Source organism: Burkholderia sp. Bp8984 (assembly GCF_003853755.1).
Taxonomy (GTDB): Bacteria; Pseudomonadota; Gammaproteobacteria; order Burkholderiales; family Burkholderiaceae; genus Burkholderia.
The window spans coordinates 150,814-164,863 of sequence record NZ_QTQN01000013.1 but is presented as its reverse complement, the minus strand read 5'-3'; the positions used below and the strand labels follow the sequence as shown (position 1 = coordinate 164,863).

General features: G+C 62.3%; 11 protein-coding genes. 5 read left to right on the top strand and 6 right to left on the bottom strand.

Annotated elements, in window-relative coordinates; translation table 11 throughout:
* Positions 1–733: 733 nt before the first annotated feature.
* Complete coding sequence (locus tag DID98_RS16015; protein ID WP_124485204.1) at positions 734–1,705, bottom strand: LysR substrate-binding domain-containing protein; 972 nt, start codon at positions 1,703–1,705, stop codon at positions 734–736.
* Between the two features lie 136 nt (positions 1,706–1,841).
* Here DID98_RS16015 and DID98_RS16010 point away from each other — a divergent pair, with 136 nt between their 5' ends.
* The 3 genes from DID98_RS16010 to DID98_RS16000 all read left to right on the top strand — a co-directional run bounded on the left by DID98_RS16010 (position 1,842) and on the right by DID98_RS16000 (position 5,831).
* Positions 1,842–4,142 carry an NADP-dependent malic enzyme gene (locus DID98_RS16010; protein WP_124521810.1) on the top strand — a complete coding sequence of 767 codons (2,301 nt, stop codon included), beginning with the start codon at positions 1,842–1,844 and terminating at the stop codon, positions 4,140–4,142.
* A 124-nt stretch (positions 4,143–4,266) separates the two neighbouring features.
* A complete protein-coding gene (locus tag DID98_RS16005) occupies positions 4,267–4,995 on the top strand; it encodes a transporter substrate-binding domain-containing protein (protein ID WP_124521556.1) in 729 nt (242 codons plus the stop codon).
* Between the two features lie 278 nt (positions 4,996–5,273).
* Positions 5,274–5,831 carry a DUF6891 domain-containing protein gene (locus DID98_RS16000; protein WP_124521554.1) on the top strand — a complete coding sequence of 186 codons (558 nt, stop codon included), beginning with the start codon at positions 5,274–5,276 and terminating at the stop codon, positions 5,829–5,831.
* 1,423 nt (positions 5,832–7,254) lie between these two features.
* On the opposite strand, the gene DID98_RS15995 is transcribed toward DID98_RS16000, so the two are convergent.
* Both DID98_RS15995 and DID98_RS15990 read right to left on the bottom strand, forming a co-directional pair.
* Positions 7,255–7,488, bottom strand: coding sequence for a hypothetical protein (locus tag DID98_RS15995; RefSeq protein WP_124521552.1), 234 nt, complete (start codon positions 7,486–7,488; stop codon positions 7,255–7,257).
* Positions 7,489–8,122: 634 nt separating this feature from the next.
* Positions 8,123–8,431 (bottom strand): hypothetical protein, encoded by a 309-nt coding sequence (locus tag DID98_RS15990; RefSeq protein WP_124521550.1) that lies wholly within the window; start codon positions 8,429–8,431, stop codon positions 8,123–8,125.
* A gap of 233 nt (positions 8,432–8,664) precedes the next feature.
* Here DID98_RS15990 and DID98_RS15985 point away from each other — a divergent pair, with 233 nt between their 5' ends.
* Together DID98_RS15985 and DID98_RS15980 are read left to right on the top strand one after the other, a co-directional pair.
* Positions 8,665–9,330, top strand: a complete 666-nt coding sequence (locus DID98_RS15985) for a HEAT repeat domain-containing protein (RefSeq protein WP_124521548.1) — start codon at positions 8,665–8,667, stop codon at positions 9,328–9,330.
* Between the two features lie 145 nt (positions 9,331–9,475).
* On the top strand, positions 9,476–10,483 hold the full coding sequence (locus DID98_RS15980; RefSeq protein ID WP_124521546.1) for a HEAT repeat domain-containing protein: 1,008 nt from the start codon (positions 9,476–9,478) through the stop codon (positions 10,481–10,483).
* 326 nt (positions 10,484–10,809) lie between these two features.
* Here the strand turns inward: DID98_RS15980 and DID98_RS15975 are convergent, their stop codons facing one another.
* The 3 genes from DID98_RS15975 to dmpG are packed head-to-tail and all read right to left on the bottom strand — an operon-like array spanning position 10,810 to position 14,037.
* Positions 10,810–11,688: an alpha/beta fold hydrolase gene (locus DID98_RS15975; protein WP_124521544.1), complete on the bottom strand. Its 879-nt coding sequence runs from the start codon at positions 11,686–11,688 to the stop codon at positions 10,810–10,812.
* Positions 11,689–11,702: 14 nt separating this feature from the next.
* On the bottom strand, positions 11,703–12,956 hold the full coding sequence (gene mhpT, locus DID98_RS15970; protein WP_124521542.1) for a 3-(3-hydroxy-phenyl)propionate transporter MhpT: 1,254 nt from the start codon (positions 12,954–12,956) through the stop codon (positions 11,703–11,705).
* 58 nt (positions 12,957–13,014) lie between these two features.
* Positions 13,015–14,037: a 4-hydroxy-2-oxovalerate aldolase gene (gene dmpG / locus DID98_RS15965; protein WP_311766323.1), complete on the bottom strand. Its 1,023-nt coding sequence runs from the start codon at positions 14,035–14,037 to the stop codon at positions 13,015–13,017.
* Positions 14,038–14,050 lie beyond the last annotated feature (13 nt).

The following is a 14,050-nucleotide window of genomic DNA, read 5'->3' as shown; positions in this document are numbered from 1 at the left end:
GCCGTACAGCGTCACGCTCGTCTGCGCGAACGCGGCCGCCGGTGCGGCGGCCACGATCAGCGATGCGAAATGTTTGAATGTGAGTCGCAAAATCAAGCTCGCCCCTCCACGTCTCGATCGCCCGCTGCATGCCTCGCGAGCGCGCACGTTGTGTCCGCAATCGATCGAAAAAACATCCGGGCCCTCGCCGCGCCAGGCGCGAGCAGGTTGCCCGACATCCCGATACCCTTCCTGCAAACGGCTGCTTGCCGATCGCACCGCACACGCCGGCGCATTATCGTTGGCCGGCAACCCATGCCGTCACGGCAGCGATGATGCAACGCACACCATACGAATCGACAAGCACGCGTCTGACGTTGATAATCCGCCGAACTGCGACGGAACAAGCGACAAAGACGATGGAATCGATACGGTACGCGGCCGCCGCGAGCCTTCCTTGTGGACCGGTTATGAGGGTAGGACAAGCGCCGCGCAATGAACAACCACTATTTGGAAATTCACCCATGCCGCTCGTTTCTTGATGACGAAATCGAGTCGTGCCAGCATCGGACTTGTCGCCTCTGTTGCCGGCCATGCGCCGTGACGCTCCAGTAATGGTTGACGACGCAGTTGACGATGACGATCCATGCAATTGCAACACGCCCGCCACAGCACGCCATGTGAATCGGCGGACGATGAAAAGCGGGAATGACGCGGTTGCCGGCCGCGCACGTACCGGCCGGCAACCGAAGGCTTATCGCGGCGCTTCGACGTAGGTTTCCCTGCAGATCTCGCGCAGCGCCTGCACGAGCACATCCCGCGTCGGCGCATGCGATTCGGCAGCGCGGGTAAACAGCGCGATGGGCGGCAACGTCCAGACCAGCGAGTAAGGCACGATCGCCACGCCGGCGATGCGCACCATTTCTTCCGCGATATCGGCCGGCACGATCGACACCGCGTCGTCGCTCGACGCGATCATTTCGCCGATCAGCTTCGACGAGTAGCTTTCGACGATCGGCACGGGCGGCGCGATGCCCGCCGACAGAAACAGGTCGGTCACCTGCTCCCGCATCGGCGTGTGGGGCGCGCCGAGAATCCAGTCCAGCGCGTGCAGCTTCTCCCAGTCGAGTTTCGTGCGGGCCAGTTTCGCGGCGAGCCGCCGGCTCGCGATCATGCGGGGCTGCTGCTGGTACAGGACTTCGAAGGAGACCTGCCCCAGATCGATCGCCGACGATGCCCGCCCGATCACGAGATCGACGCTGTGGTCCTTGAGCTGCAACAGCAGCTGATCGCTGGTGCCCTCGTGGATCGTCACGGTCAGGCGCCGTTCCATCCGGGACTGCAGGCGCTTGAGCGCCGCCGACAGCATCTGGCCCGAAATAAACGGAATCACGCCGATATGCAGGTGCGCCGCATGGCCGGCGGCAACCGCCTCCATCTCGCGGGCGAGATGGTCGAGATCCTTCAGCATCGCCTTGGCGCGCTCGAGCACGACCGAACCGAGCGCGGTCGGCCGCATCCCGCGCGACGAGCGCTCGAACAGCGGCGTGCCGAACATGCTTTCCAGCTCGGACAGCGCATTCGTCACGGCGGGCTGGCTGCTGGCCATGTGCTCCGCGACGCGCGTCAGCGATCCGTGCTGCTGGATCTGCAGCAACAGCATCAGGTGCCGCATCTTCAGGCGCGCGCCAAGCCGCCTGACCACGTCGTTCGCGTCGAATGTCATTGCCGTACCGCCACGCCATCATGAAAAAGTGATGGACCGATATTAAAACAGAATCATCTCCTTATGGCTGATCCCTAGAATCACCTCCATGGATCGCGTCGGGACTGGCCTGACGCGCACGCCCGGACCCGACAACATGAAACAGACAGAGACCCAGCAGCAGGCCGCGTACGACTATCACGAGTTTCCGACCCCGGGGAAGATCTCCGTCGTCGCCAGCAAGCCGCTCGTGACGCAGCGCGATCTCGCGCTCGCCTACACGCCCGGCGTCGCCAGCGTGTGCGAGTCGATCGCCGCCGAGCCGCTGAACGCGCACCGCTTCACGAGCCGCGGGAATCTGGTGGGCGTGATCACCAACGGCACCGCCGTGCTGGGTCTGGGCAACATCGGCGCGCTCGCGTCCAAGCCGGTCATGGAAGGCAAGGCCGTGCTGTTCAAGAAGTTCGCGGGGATCGACGTGTTCGACATCGAGATCAACGAAACCGACCCGGACAAGCTCGTCGACATCATCGCCGGGCTCGAGCCCACCTTCGGCGGGATCAACCTCGAGGACATCAAGGCGCCGGAGTGCTTCACCGTCGAGCGCAAGCTGCGCGAGCGCATGAAGATTCCCGTCTTTCACGACGACCAGCACGGCACCGCCATCACCGTCGCCGCCGCGTTCATCAACGGGCTGAAGGTGGTCGGGAAGTCGATCAAGGAAGTGAAGGTCGTGACGTCGGGTGCCGGCGCGGCGGCGCTGGCCTGCCTGGACCTGCTCGTCGACCTCGGGCTGCCGGTCGCGAACATCTGGGCGACGGATATCGAAGGCGTCGTCTATCGCGGCCGCACCACGCTGATGGATCCGGCCAAGGAACGCTTCGCGCAGGAAACCGATGCGCGCACGCTGTCCGAAGTAATCGGCGACGCGGACGTGTTCCTCGGGTTGTCGGTCGGCGGCATCCTGAAGCCGGAGATGCTGAAGGCGATGGCCGCGCGGCCGCTGATTCTCGCGCTCGCCAACCCGACGCCGGAGATCTTCCCCGAACTCGCGCACGCGACGCGCGACGACGTCGTGATCGCGACCGGCCGCTCGGATTTCCCGAACCAGGTCAATAACGTTCTCTGCTTCCCGTACATCTTCCGCGGCGCGCTGGATGTGGGCGCGACGACGATCACCCGCGAAATGGAAATCGCCGCGGTTCACGCGATCGCCGGCCTCGCGCAGGAAGAGCAGAACGACATCGTCGCCGCGGCCTACGGCGGCGATGAAGTGTCGTTCGGTCCGCAATACCTGATTCCGAAGCCGTTCGATCCGCGCCTGATCGTGCGTATCGCGCCGGCCGTCGCCAAGGCGGCGATCGAAGGCGGCGTGGCGACGCGCCCGCTCGCGGATCTCGACGCGTATGTCGAGCAGCTGCAGCAGTTCGTCTACCACTCGGGCGCGTTCATGAAGCCGCTGTTCGCGACCGCACGCCAGCTCGTGCGCGACGGCGGCAAGGCACGCATCGTGTTCACCGAAGGCGAGGACGAGCGCGTGCTCCGCGCGGTGCAGGTGATCGTCGACGAGAAGCTCGCGCGCCCGATCCTGGTCGGCCGGCCGGAGGTGCTGCTCGCGCGGATCGAGCGGTTCGGCCTGCGCCTGCGTCTCGGTCAGGACGTCGAGGTGACCAATCCGGAATACGACGAGCGCTTCCCGCAATACTGGACCACGTATTGGGAACTGCGCTGCCGCGACGGCATCTCGAAGGAAATGGCGCGCGTCGAAATGCGCCGGCGCCTGACGCTGATCGGCGCGATGATGGTGCGGCTCGGCGATGCGGACGGGATGATCTGCGGGACGGTCGGCGAGTATCACAACCACCTGCGCTTCGTCGATGAAGTGATCGGCAAGAAGCCCGATGCATCGACCTACGCGGCGATGAATATTCTGCTGCTCAATCAGCGGACGGTCGCGCTCGTGGATACGCACGTGAACGACAACCCGGATGCCGAGCAGATCGCGGAATTCACGATCGCGGCCGCGCGGCAGATGGAGTGGCTGAACCTCACGCCGAAGGCTGCGCTGCTGTCGCGGTCGAACTTCGGGTCGGGCAGCGCGGCGTCGGGCGTGAAGATGCGCAAGGCGCTCGAGATCATCCGCGCGCACGCGCCGGATATCGAAGCCGATGGCGAGATGCATGGCGACTGCGCGCTCGATGAGGCGCTGCGTGCGCGGCTGCTGCCGATGTCGCCGCTGAAGGGCGCGGCGAACCTGCTCGTGTGCCCGAACGTCGATGCGGGGAACATCGCTTACAACCTGCTCAAGACGGAAGCCGGCAGCAACGTCGCGGTCGGGCCGTTCCTGCTGGGGGTCAATGCGCCGGTGAACATCCTCACGTCGAGCGCGACCGTGCGACGGATCGTGAACATGACGGCGTTGACCGTGATCGAAGCGAATCGGAACGTGGCGGGTTGAGTTTGGCCCAGGTAGTCGCATGATCGGGGCCGGCTGCGGCCGGCCCTGTCCTGCGAGCGAAGTATTAGAATCGTCGGCAATCGGCTGCCGATTCGGCGGCCGTCCCTGCTCGCGAGAAGACGCGATGAAGGTAACGATTGCATACCTCGACGAACCGCCATTTGGATGGACGGAACCGGATGGCACGGCAACCGGTGCCGACCTCGATCTCGCCGGCGAGATCCTTCGGGCGATCGGTGTCACGCGGATCGAACCTCACCTGACGACGTTCAGTGAACTGCTGCCCGGTGTCGCCGCAGGCCGCTGGGACATGAACGTTCCGCTCTTCGTTACGCCGGAACGCGCCGCCATGGTCGCGTTCAGCGTACCCGTGTGGGGAATCGCGGACGGCTTTCTCGTTCGTGCCGGAAACCCGAAGCAACTGACCGGCTATGCGTCGCTTGCCGCGCGTCCCGATGCACGTCTTGGCATCATAACCGGACAGGTACAGCACGACTCGGCGAAAGCCGCGGGCGTGAGCGAGCATCAGATCACCCTGTTCGACCGGCAAGCCGATGCAATCGACGCGGTGCGCGCCGGCGCGGTCGACGCGTACGCCAGTACTGCGCTCGGACTTCGGATCGTGGCGAAGCGGATGGGCGGCGCATTGCTCGAGGCCGTCGCGCACGAACCGGTAGCGGACCGGATACACCGCCTGCCGCCGTTGGGTGCCTTCTCGTTCAATCGACAAAACAGCGCGTTGCTCGATGCAGTCAACCGGCAGCTGCGCTCGTATCTGGGCTCGCCGGAGCATCGCGCGCGCATGGCGGGATTCGGATTGAGCAGTGCCGAAATCGATCCTGCCCTCCGCTGAAACGGTGCCGCGACGATGAGCACCGGCAACTGGAGAAAGCGCATTCGACATGGTGATGCTGGAAGCTGCGCATCGCGCACGCTTGTGCTGGTGCTAGTGCTCGCGAAAACGGGCGGCGCCGCTGGCGCGCGTCGAGACGCCGAACCGTTTTCCGGAGGGATGTTCGCCGCTCGACACGGTTTCAATACGCCGGTGCGAACTGTCGAGCAGGACTGTCGCTGACGGGTAACGGCCGGCAGCGGCGTTGAACGTCGAAGACGACACCTGGAGGCCATGACGTGACGGACACCGAAAAATACGTGATGGAGTGCATCACCAAATGGGTGTGGTCGGGCTTTAACGACCCCGATGATGTGCGGGAAATGATGGAGGACATCCTGGAGCCGGACTGCGACGCGGATCGGCTGGAAGGTTTCATCGAGTCGGAATTCGAACGCAAGGCTGCGGCAGAACGGTCCTGGCCTCGGGAGACGGATTGCGATCGGCTGGACCGCGTGTTCGATGAACTGGACGACGACGGCATCTGCGCGCTGTCGAACGCCGGATACACGATGTCGGATGGCCACTCGGACGTTTCGGAAGCCGTGCAGGACGCGCCGCAAGGGCGCTATCACGGGTACTGCTTTTATCACGGACAGGATGTCGAAAGAGCGCTGGATGGACACGGCCTCACGCTCGCCTTCGGCGACCTCGCCGGCGACGACGCGCGCGGTTCGGTAGTGGGCCGCCAGGTCGCGGAAGCGCTTGCGCGGGCCGGGTTCGAAACGTCCTGGAACGGGTCTGTCGCCAGTCGTATCGAGCTTCCATCGTTCGACTGGAAAAGACGTCATCGGTAGCATCGGGTGTATAGGCCGGGATCTGACTGGTCGGTCAACGTCAGATTGGGTCTCGGATAATACGATCGTTCGTCGCCAATGGTGGTGATCGACCCACAGCTGACTGTCATGGCAATCCATAGCGGACATAGACAGTGGCGCACCGGGGCTGCCTGCAATCCCGGCTCGGAAAACTAACGAGGTGGCGGCCAGTGCCATCATAGAACTCGCCGATCGTCTCATGCATAATTGGCAAGGTGCTGCGCGCGCCGCTCGCATCGGTCGGTCGTCGAGACGAAAGGGTGATTTTATGAAATTCTGGAGACAGTGCGAGGCAATTGTTCTTGCAATTTCGGTAATATCATTTTGTTCGGCAATCTACTTGTCTTATGACTTTGTCAATTCGCGCTCGAAGGTGCCTGATCCTTCCCAAGGCAGAGTCTATATGCATGACGTCCATGGCCAGATCGCCTACCTTAATAAGAATGAATTCCGCTCCTTGAATGGCTTGTTCTGGATAGCCGGCATTAGTTTAATAATTGGCATTGCTATTGATAGATCCAAGCGCCCCTTTCAGTAACGAGCTTTGGGTCATTTCGCATGTTTGAGTCTAGACAGATCCAGCGAGAATCCCGGCTCATGAAGTGCGCTGACTGCCGACGATGACGTGAGGGGGCGACCGTCCCTTCATGGCTGAACCCGGGCCGACGACCATCGCCTCAGGCCGACCCGCAAGGGACGTTCCGAGTTCTCCGAAGCGGACGTCTGCCGAGATTTATTGGGACTCTAGGGACGATGACCACTTAATTGGTGCCAGGGTTATCCTTTCTACTCCGAGGATTCCGCAGCGCAATAAATAGACCAACTCCGACGACGATACCGAACATCCAACTTAGCATGTGTAACGCATTGGCGGCCCGTAAGATATATGAGACACGGGCCACGCCAAGCATTCCACCACCCGACAATACTATTATCAGTATCCGTATTGCCCACCATAGCGGGGACCGATTTAACCAACTCTCATCCCGGTGCGCCCCCACAAAAGAGATTGTGGTCAGGCTCACAAAAACGGTGGAGAACCATACCCAACACCAGAAAAATGCTAGCAATATAGAATCACCAGGAGCGTACATAGGGACTCTCGGTTGTCTGCGGCTCAGCGCCTATTAGAAAATCCGCCTAGCGTTGTGGCATTCACTTCGTAGTCGGTTGCGATTGTAATGCCACAGTTTATAACGCACAGATTGTTGACGATCTACCAGGTGCCGTTGAACGGCCCTTCTTGGCCGACACCTGCCCGACGCGATCGGCCGCCCCCGACCCGAAGCAGCCGCTATCACTTGCCGAAAGCCGACATTCGTCGTGTCAGTCGGTCTCGCATTGTTGACGATTGCGGATTTTGCGTTGCTGCTCGATGGCGGCAACACCGCCGCGGGTACCATTATTTTCCGTATTCCGCGACAAGTGTGTAGATCAGATCTTCAAATCCTTCGACACTTTCATCGCCGCAGAAGCAGCAAACATCCATTCGCCCATCGTCAAAAACATCGACCTCAACGCGCATTCCTACGAGCGTTACCGAAACCAATATGGCGTCACTGCGATGTCGCGAAAGTGCGTAATAAAGTCGTTTGGCATCCAGTGTTTCGAGCAGTTTGTATACAGGATGACCCATGACTCCTCAAAACTTTTCTTCCAATAACTTTGATGCAGCTTTCAAACATCTATTTTAGACGAAGCTCGGAACTGGCCCGTAGACTGAGGGGCATCACGGACAGTTACTCTTGCTGCAAATGTGTCTCGCTTCGGGCGCATCGACGCAGCCTCCGGATATGTCGCACTTTGGTTTCTAAAATTTATCGCTATTAATCTGGCCCCTCCTTTTCATATTTCTCGTACGGCACAAATAACCGCTCAACCATATCCACACCCGGACTAAATGCCGCACCGACGAGAATCAAGATGATCTGCAGCATAAGATTTAGGTGCCCCCATATCAAATACAAACCCACGCCAAAAGAAACCCATGTCAACAGAAACACAAGACACCGGAGGCGATGTCTCCGATACTGAGATCTTGACAATTTCGGCGGCGTCGGCCACGAGTCACGGAAGATCTTCAACATCATTCTTCCCCTCTATCATTAATTCCCAAGCGACGGATAAATCACCCACGGGCTAACCATAGAGCCAACCCATACCCCGGTTGCAAACGATCAACTTATCAGAGCACCGACTGTGAGGCTGGTCATGGCCGATTCGGGAAGCTGATCGGGACCGCCATCGAACTGAGACTTCCGTCGAATGGATCAAGTTTGTCGATGCCGAACCCCATAAATCTCGGTCTTCCAGTCGAGCAGCAATTCCGCGACGCGTCTGGAATGTCCTGGATTCGTGCCCAGACCCATGCTCTCAGTCGCAACATTGTCGAGGTATGCTGCAATGGACGACGCGTCCAATCCCTCCTGCAACATGGCGAAAACCTTGGGCAGATACCCTTGATATTCGTCGCGTGCCGCGGGGCTGGATGCGACGCCGATTGGGTCCCATACGTAGTACAGAACCTCATCCAATCTCCTGTAAAGCGCTAACTCGGTATCGGCCAATTTTTGCCCCATCGCACCTTTCCTCCTGCCCGCGCCAAGCCATCGATGGACCGGCACAGCAATTGTCAATGATCTAGCCGTCGACGTCGACCGACTGCTCATGGCCACCCGCCGCCCCCTCACCCGCGGAGGAAGCGATGATCGGCCCCACGAACGGCAGTCTGGGCGTGCAATTCGCCCCTCGTCCGAAAACACTTGACCTTGTCACAGTGACAAGGCGTCCACTGTCGGGCGAGGAGGCGTTCATGACCCATCACTATCCCCCGACTTCCCGTCACGCACTGACCACGGCACTCGAGCATCCGGACGCTTCGCTCCGCCTTGCGGCTGCGCTGGGTGCCGGCACGGCTCCCGATCCAGGCCAGATCACGCTACTGGTGAAGCGTTGCGGTGTCGAACCGGATTTCTTCGTTCGCGACATGCTCACCTGGGCGCTCACCCGGCATGCGCAGGACCTGACATTGCCATTGCTGCTTGACGAGCTGCGCTCGCCGTTGGCGCAAGCGCGTAGCCAGGCGCTGCATACGCTCTCGAAGATCGGCGACCCCGCAACCTGGTCAGCGATCACGAGCGGGCACCTACATGACCCCGATCCGGAGGTGGCACGAACTGCGTGGCGCACCGCGGCGGGGCTGGTGCCGACCTGGCGACGAGCCGCCCTGGCACGCGAACTGGTTCGCGAGCTGGGCCGCGGCGACAAGGACCTCAAGCGCAGTCTGAGCCGGGCCTTACTCATGCTTGGAGACGACGCCATGGCCCCGCTCGATGCGGCGGCCCGACACACGAACCCGGCGGTTCGCGTTCATGCCTGCGCGAGCCTCAGGCTCATTGCGGACCCGGAGAGTGCGTTTGTGCTCGATCCAGCCGATGCGTGGCGCGCAAGTGCACCGTTGCCCTACGCCGATGAATAGGCGGGTTGACGGCGATCGATGTGATGAGCCACGTTTTGGCCGAGGTGATGGAAGCCGTTGGCGGTTTGTTAGAATTTTCGAGGCTCGATGGGAGCCAAGGCCGAGACACGACGCGGCGTGAACCAGATGACACCGGAGACAAGTGATGCGCATCAGCGAGTTGGCCAATCGTTCCGGCGTCAGCGCGCGCATGCTGCGGCACTACGACGCGATCGGACTGGTCAGCCCATCGGGACGTACGGAAGCGGGATACCGCGAGTATTCGCAAGCCGATGCCTTGCGCCTGTTCCAGGTGGAGAGCCTGCGTTCGCTGGGCCTTGGGCTGGCCGAGGTGCGTCAGGCGCTCAGCCAACAGGCGCCTCACCCCGATGTGCTCATTGACGCGCTGATGGTTCGCAGCCGCGAGCGGCTGGCCGCAGAGCAAGCGTTGCTTTGCCGGCTGACTTCTGTGTCCGCCACCTCTCCCGAGGATTGGTCAGCAGTGCTTGAGGTCGTGCATCTGTTGAAAGGACTGGAGTCGACGCATGCGCCTGAGAGACAGCGTGCTGCGTTTGACGCGGCGTCCAGCGATGCCCCGCTTGCAGCACTCATCGCCCACGCACTGCTCCAGGAACAGGAGCCGAATGTCGCAGGTGCGCTGCACTGGGCGCTGGGAAGAACCGTAGGCAGCGGCGCCAGCGTACTTGGCGCGGCGCTTCAACAGCCCGATCCGGCAGTACGCGAACGGGCCGTGCTCGCGCTGGCGAAACTCGGCGGTTCCGATGCGGTGGAGACCTTGCGTGGCTCGCTCCTCGACCCCGCGGAGCGCGTGCGGTATCGCGCCGCGCGGGTGCTGGGCGGATGGGGGATACGCGACGCCATTCCCCTGCTGATCGAGCAGGTCCTTGGCGGGACTCACGATGTCGAGGCGGCCGATGCGTTAGCCGATTTGGCGGAAGACCCCGCGATCGCAAGGCAAATTGTGGAGCGCTTTGAAGCAGCGATCTCGGACGGTCGAGCCGATGTCCAGACCCGTGTACGTGTTTGTCAGGCGCTCGCCGAATTCAATGGCACGGCGTCGGCCCTGCTTGCCCGGCTGGCCACCGATCCCGACCCGTCCGTGGCGCGCAATGCGCGTTACGTGATCGGTATTCGCAACGACGCGCCAACGTAGTCGAGTTTGAGTTTGATAGTCGGCCTCTTCCTTGGAGGCGAATGCCCTCGTTTCCTGTCTCTCCCGGATCTGTCGGCGGGGAAATAGTCTGCTCGCTTGCTCGGCAGCAGACGTGCGCTTGTCCGGGAGGGTCTCATATCAGGAGCGGCCGGAGATAGCCGAGAAGCCAGCATTTCGACTTCAGACGCCAAATGTCAGCTGGTGGCCGGCTAACGCCGCACGCGGTCGACCGTCACCGACCCATCTCGGTCGTACGACGCCGGTGCCCGTCGACGGCCGCTTTCGAAGCACAGAAGCCGCCCGACGGAGGGATCGCGGAAAGCAGACTAAACGGCTTGTTGTTGGCGCAGGAACTCCAGCACCATCCGGTTGAATCGCTCCGCGTGCTCCCATTGCGCCCAGTGCCCGCAGCGCCCGAACACATGCAGATCGGCGTTCGGCATACCCCAAACGAGCCGCAGGCCGACATCCATCGGCACGAAACGGTCATCGCGCCCCCAAATCACGAGCGCGGGCGCCTTGATTTCGTTCAGCCGGTGACCGTAGTCTGGAAATTGCTTCGGATTGGCCGCCAGACTCTTCACGAAGTTCTCGAGATGATCGCGCCGCGCCAGCATATTATCGAGCCGCGTCTGCATCAGCTCTTCCGTCATCGTGCTCGCATCGTAGACGAACACATTGAGCATCTTCTTCAGGTTCTCGAGCGTAGGGTTGCGATACAGCCCTTGCAGCAGCTTGATGCCTTCGGTCGGCATCGGCACAAACTGGCTCGGACCGCCCGTGCCGCCGCCCATCAGCACCAGCTTGCCGACGCGCTCCGGATACGACAACGCGAAGGCCACCGCGCTATGCCCGCCCATCGAGTTGCCGACGAGATGCGCGCGTTCGATGCCGAGCGTATCCAGCACGCCTTTCAGCACGCGCGCGTTGAGGTCGGAGCGCGAGCCGGTGCAGACGATCGAATCGCTCTTGCCCCAGCCGGGACAGTCGACGAGGATCACGCGATAACCCGCGTTCGCGAACGCGTCCACATTGCGATGGAAGTTCGCCCAGCCGCTCGCGCCCGGGCCGGAGCCGTGCAGCAGAACGAGCGTTTCCTTGCCCGCGCCGGTGTCGTTGTAGTGCACGCGCAGTTCCGTGCCGCCTTCCACCACGTTCACGTACTTGCTGGTCGCGGCTTCGCTATGAGTCACAGTGTCAGTCATGTCGAGATCCTTCGTCAGATTGATTCGGTTCCAAACGTGCGCGAGCCGTCGGCCGACTCGCGCGGAAATTTCCCGACCACCGCGAGCGCGCCGAGCGCCGCGATCACGATGAGCGGAATGCTGGAGATCACGAGCATCGACGCGCTCTGGCCGAGCGCAAACAGTTGCCCGGCGATCAGCGGGCCTACCATCGAGCCGACGCGGCCGACGGCCACCGCCGCGCCGACGCCCGTGCCTCGAACCCGCGTCGGATACGTTGCACCGGCGAGCGCGTACAGCACTGACTGCGTGCCGACGAGAAACAGGCCCGCCAGCAGGCCGCCCAATGCCATCGACGTGCTGCCGTTCGCGCTGGCGAGCGCAAGCAACGCAGTCGCGATGCCGGTATACATGCCGACCACGACCACCCGCTTGCCGATGCGATCCATCAGGCCGGCGATCACGATCGCACCGACGCCGCCGCCGATGTTGAACATCATCTGCACGATGCTTGCCTGTACCGGCGTGAGGCCGCGCGAGAGCACCATCGACGGCAACCAGTTCATCAAGAAGTACAGCACGATCAGCGTCCCCAGATAGCTGATCCACAGCGCGATGGTCGTCACCGCACGCCCGTCACTGAAGAGCGCGCGCACGATGCCGTCCTTCGACTCATGGGTCGCACCCTGGCCAGCCGCGACGAAGTGCGTCGACTCCTTAATGAAAAGCGCCAGCAGCGGCAAGGTCAGCAGCGGGCCGATCCCGCCGACATAGAAGATATGCCGCCAGGCCTCGACGCTCGGGCTGACGATGCCGATTACCGCCGCGAGCGCCGCTCCGAAGGGCATGCCGCAGTACATCGCGCCGACCGCCGTGCTGCGTTGTCCGGGCGCCGCCGCCTCCGCACACAGCGCGATCAGGTTCGGCATCGCAGCGCCGAGACCGAGGCCCGTGAGAAAGCGCGCGACGAGCAGGCTCTGCAGATCCCACACCTGGGTCGTTGCGATCGAGAATATCCCGAACAGTGCGACCGACATCATCAGCACGCGCTTGCGGCCGATGCGATCCGCGAGCCTGCCGCCAATCGCCGCGCCCGGCAACAGACCGAGCGCGCCGATGCCGAATGCCCAGCCGAGCTGCGCGGCAGCGAGATGAAACTCGCGTGCCATGCGCGGTGCGGCGATGCCGGTGGATTGCAGATCGAGCCCTTCGAGGAGCGCGACTGCGAAGCACAGGCCGATGGTGATGGCGCCGCCGGCGCGCGGGGGGGAAGCCGTTGACGTTTTCATTGATGTCTCCAGGTTGAACGATGCAGCGCTCTTCATGGCGCGTGGCATACCGAATGGTTCAGGCGCGTGCTTCGCGCTTCTTCAGATCGAGCGCGACGTCGACGATCATGTCTTCCTGACCGCCCACCATGCGTCGCTTGCCGAGCTCGACGAGAATGTCGACGGCTTTCAGGCCGTACTTCTTCGCCGCGATTTCAGAATGCCGCAGGAAGCTCGAATACACGCCCGCATAGCCGAGCGCGAGCGTTTCGCGGTCCACCCGCACCGGTCGGTCCTGCAACGGGCGGACGATATCGTCGGCCGCATCGAGCAGGCGATAGAGATCGGTGCCGTGATGCCAGCCAAGGCGCTCGGCCGCCGCGATGAACACTTCGAGCGGGGCATTGCCCGCTCCCGCACCCATGCCCGCCAGGCTCGCATCGATGCGGTCGCACCCCTCCTCGACCGCAACGATCGAGTTGGCCACGCCGAGGCTCAGGTTGTGATGGGCATGCATGCCCGTGTGGGTCTCGGGGCGAAGGACGGCCTTGAGCGCCCTGAAGCGCGCACGGATGTCGTTCATGTTCATCGCGCCGCCGGAATCGACCACGTACACGCAGGTCGCGCCGTAGCTTTCCATCTTCTTCGCCTCGATAGCGAGGTGGTCGGGCGCGGTCATGTGGCTCATCATCAGAAAGCCGACGGTATCCATGCCGAGGCTGCGCGCATATTCGATGTGCTGCTTGGAAATGTCCGCTTCCGTGCAATGGGTCGCGACACGTACGACACGCGCGCCCGCGTCGTACGCGGCCTTCAGGTCGTGAATCGTGCCGATGCCGGGCAGCAGCAGCGTCGCGATTTTCGCGTGCTTCACCACATCGGCTACCGCCTCGATCCATTCCAGATCACTGTGGGCGCCGAAGCCGTAGTTGAAGCTCGAACCCTGCAGGCCGTCGCCATGTGCGACCTCGATGCTGTCGACCTTCGCTTCATCCAGCGCGCGGGCAATGTCCTGCACGTTCTGAATCGAATACTGATGACGGATCGCGTGCATGCCGTCGCGCAGCGTCACATCGGAGATATAGAGTTTTTTGTCCATGATCGAGTGCTCCTTG

Coding starts and splice junctions, on each gene's coding strand:
- DID98_RS15980 (WP_124521546.1), top strand. CDS start 9,476: ATGCGCATCAGCGAGTTGGCCAATCGTTCCGGCGTCAGCGCGCGCATG.
- DID98_RS15990 (WP_124521550.1), bottom strand. CDS start 8,431: ATGGGGCAAAAATTGGCCGATACCGAGTTAGCGCTTTACAGGAGATTG.
- DID98_RS15995 (WP_124521552.1), bottom strand. CDS start 7,488: ATGGGTCATCCTGTATACAAACTGCTCGAAACACTGGATGCCAAACGA.
- DID98_RS16015 (WP_124485204.1), bottom strand. CDS start 1,705: ATGACATTCGACGCGAACGACGTGGTCAGGCGGCTTGGCGCGCGCCTG.
- DID98_RS16010 (WP_124521810.1), top strand. CDS start 1,842: ATGAAACAGACAGAGACCCAGCAGCAGGCCGCGTACGACTATCACGAG.
- DID98_RS16005 (WP_124521556.1), top strand. CDS start 4,267: ATGAAGGTAACGATTGCATACCTCGACGAACCGCCATTTGGATGGACG.
- DID98_RS15975 (WP_124521544.1), bottom strand. CDS start 11,688: ATGACTGACACTGTGACTCATAGCGAAGCCGCGACCAGCAAGTACGTG.
- DID98_RS15985 (WP_124521548.1), top strand. CDS start 8,665: ATGACCCATCACTATCCCCCGACTTCCCGTCACGCACTGACCACGGCA.
- mhpT (WP_124521542.1), bottom strand. CDS start 12,956: ATGAAAACGTCAACGGCTTCCCCCCCGCGCGCCGGCGGCGCCATCACC.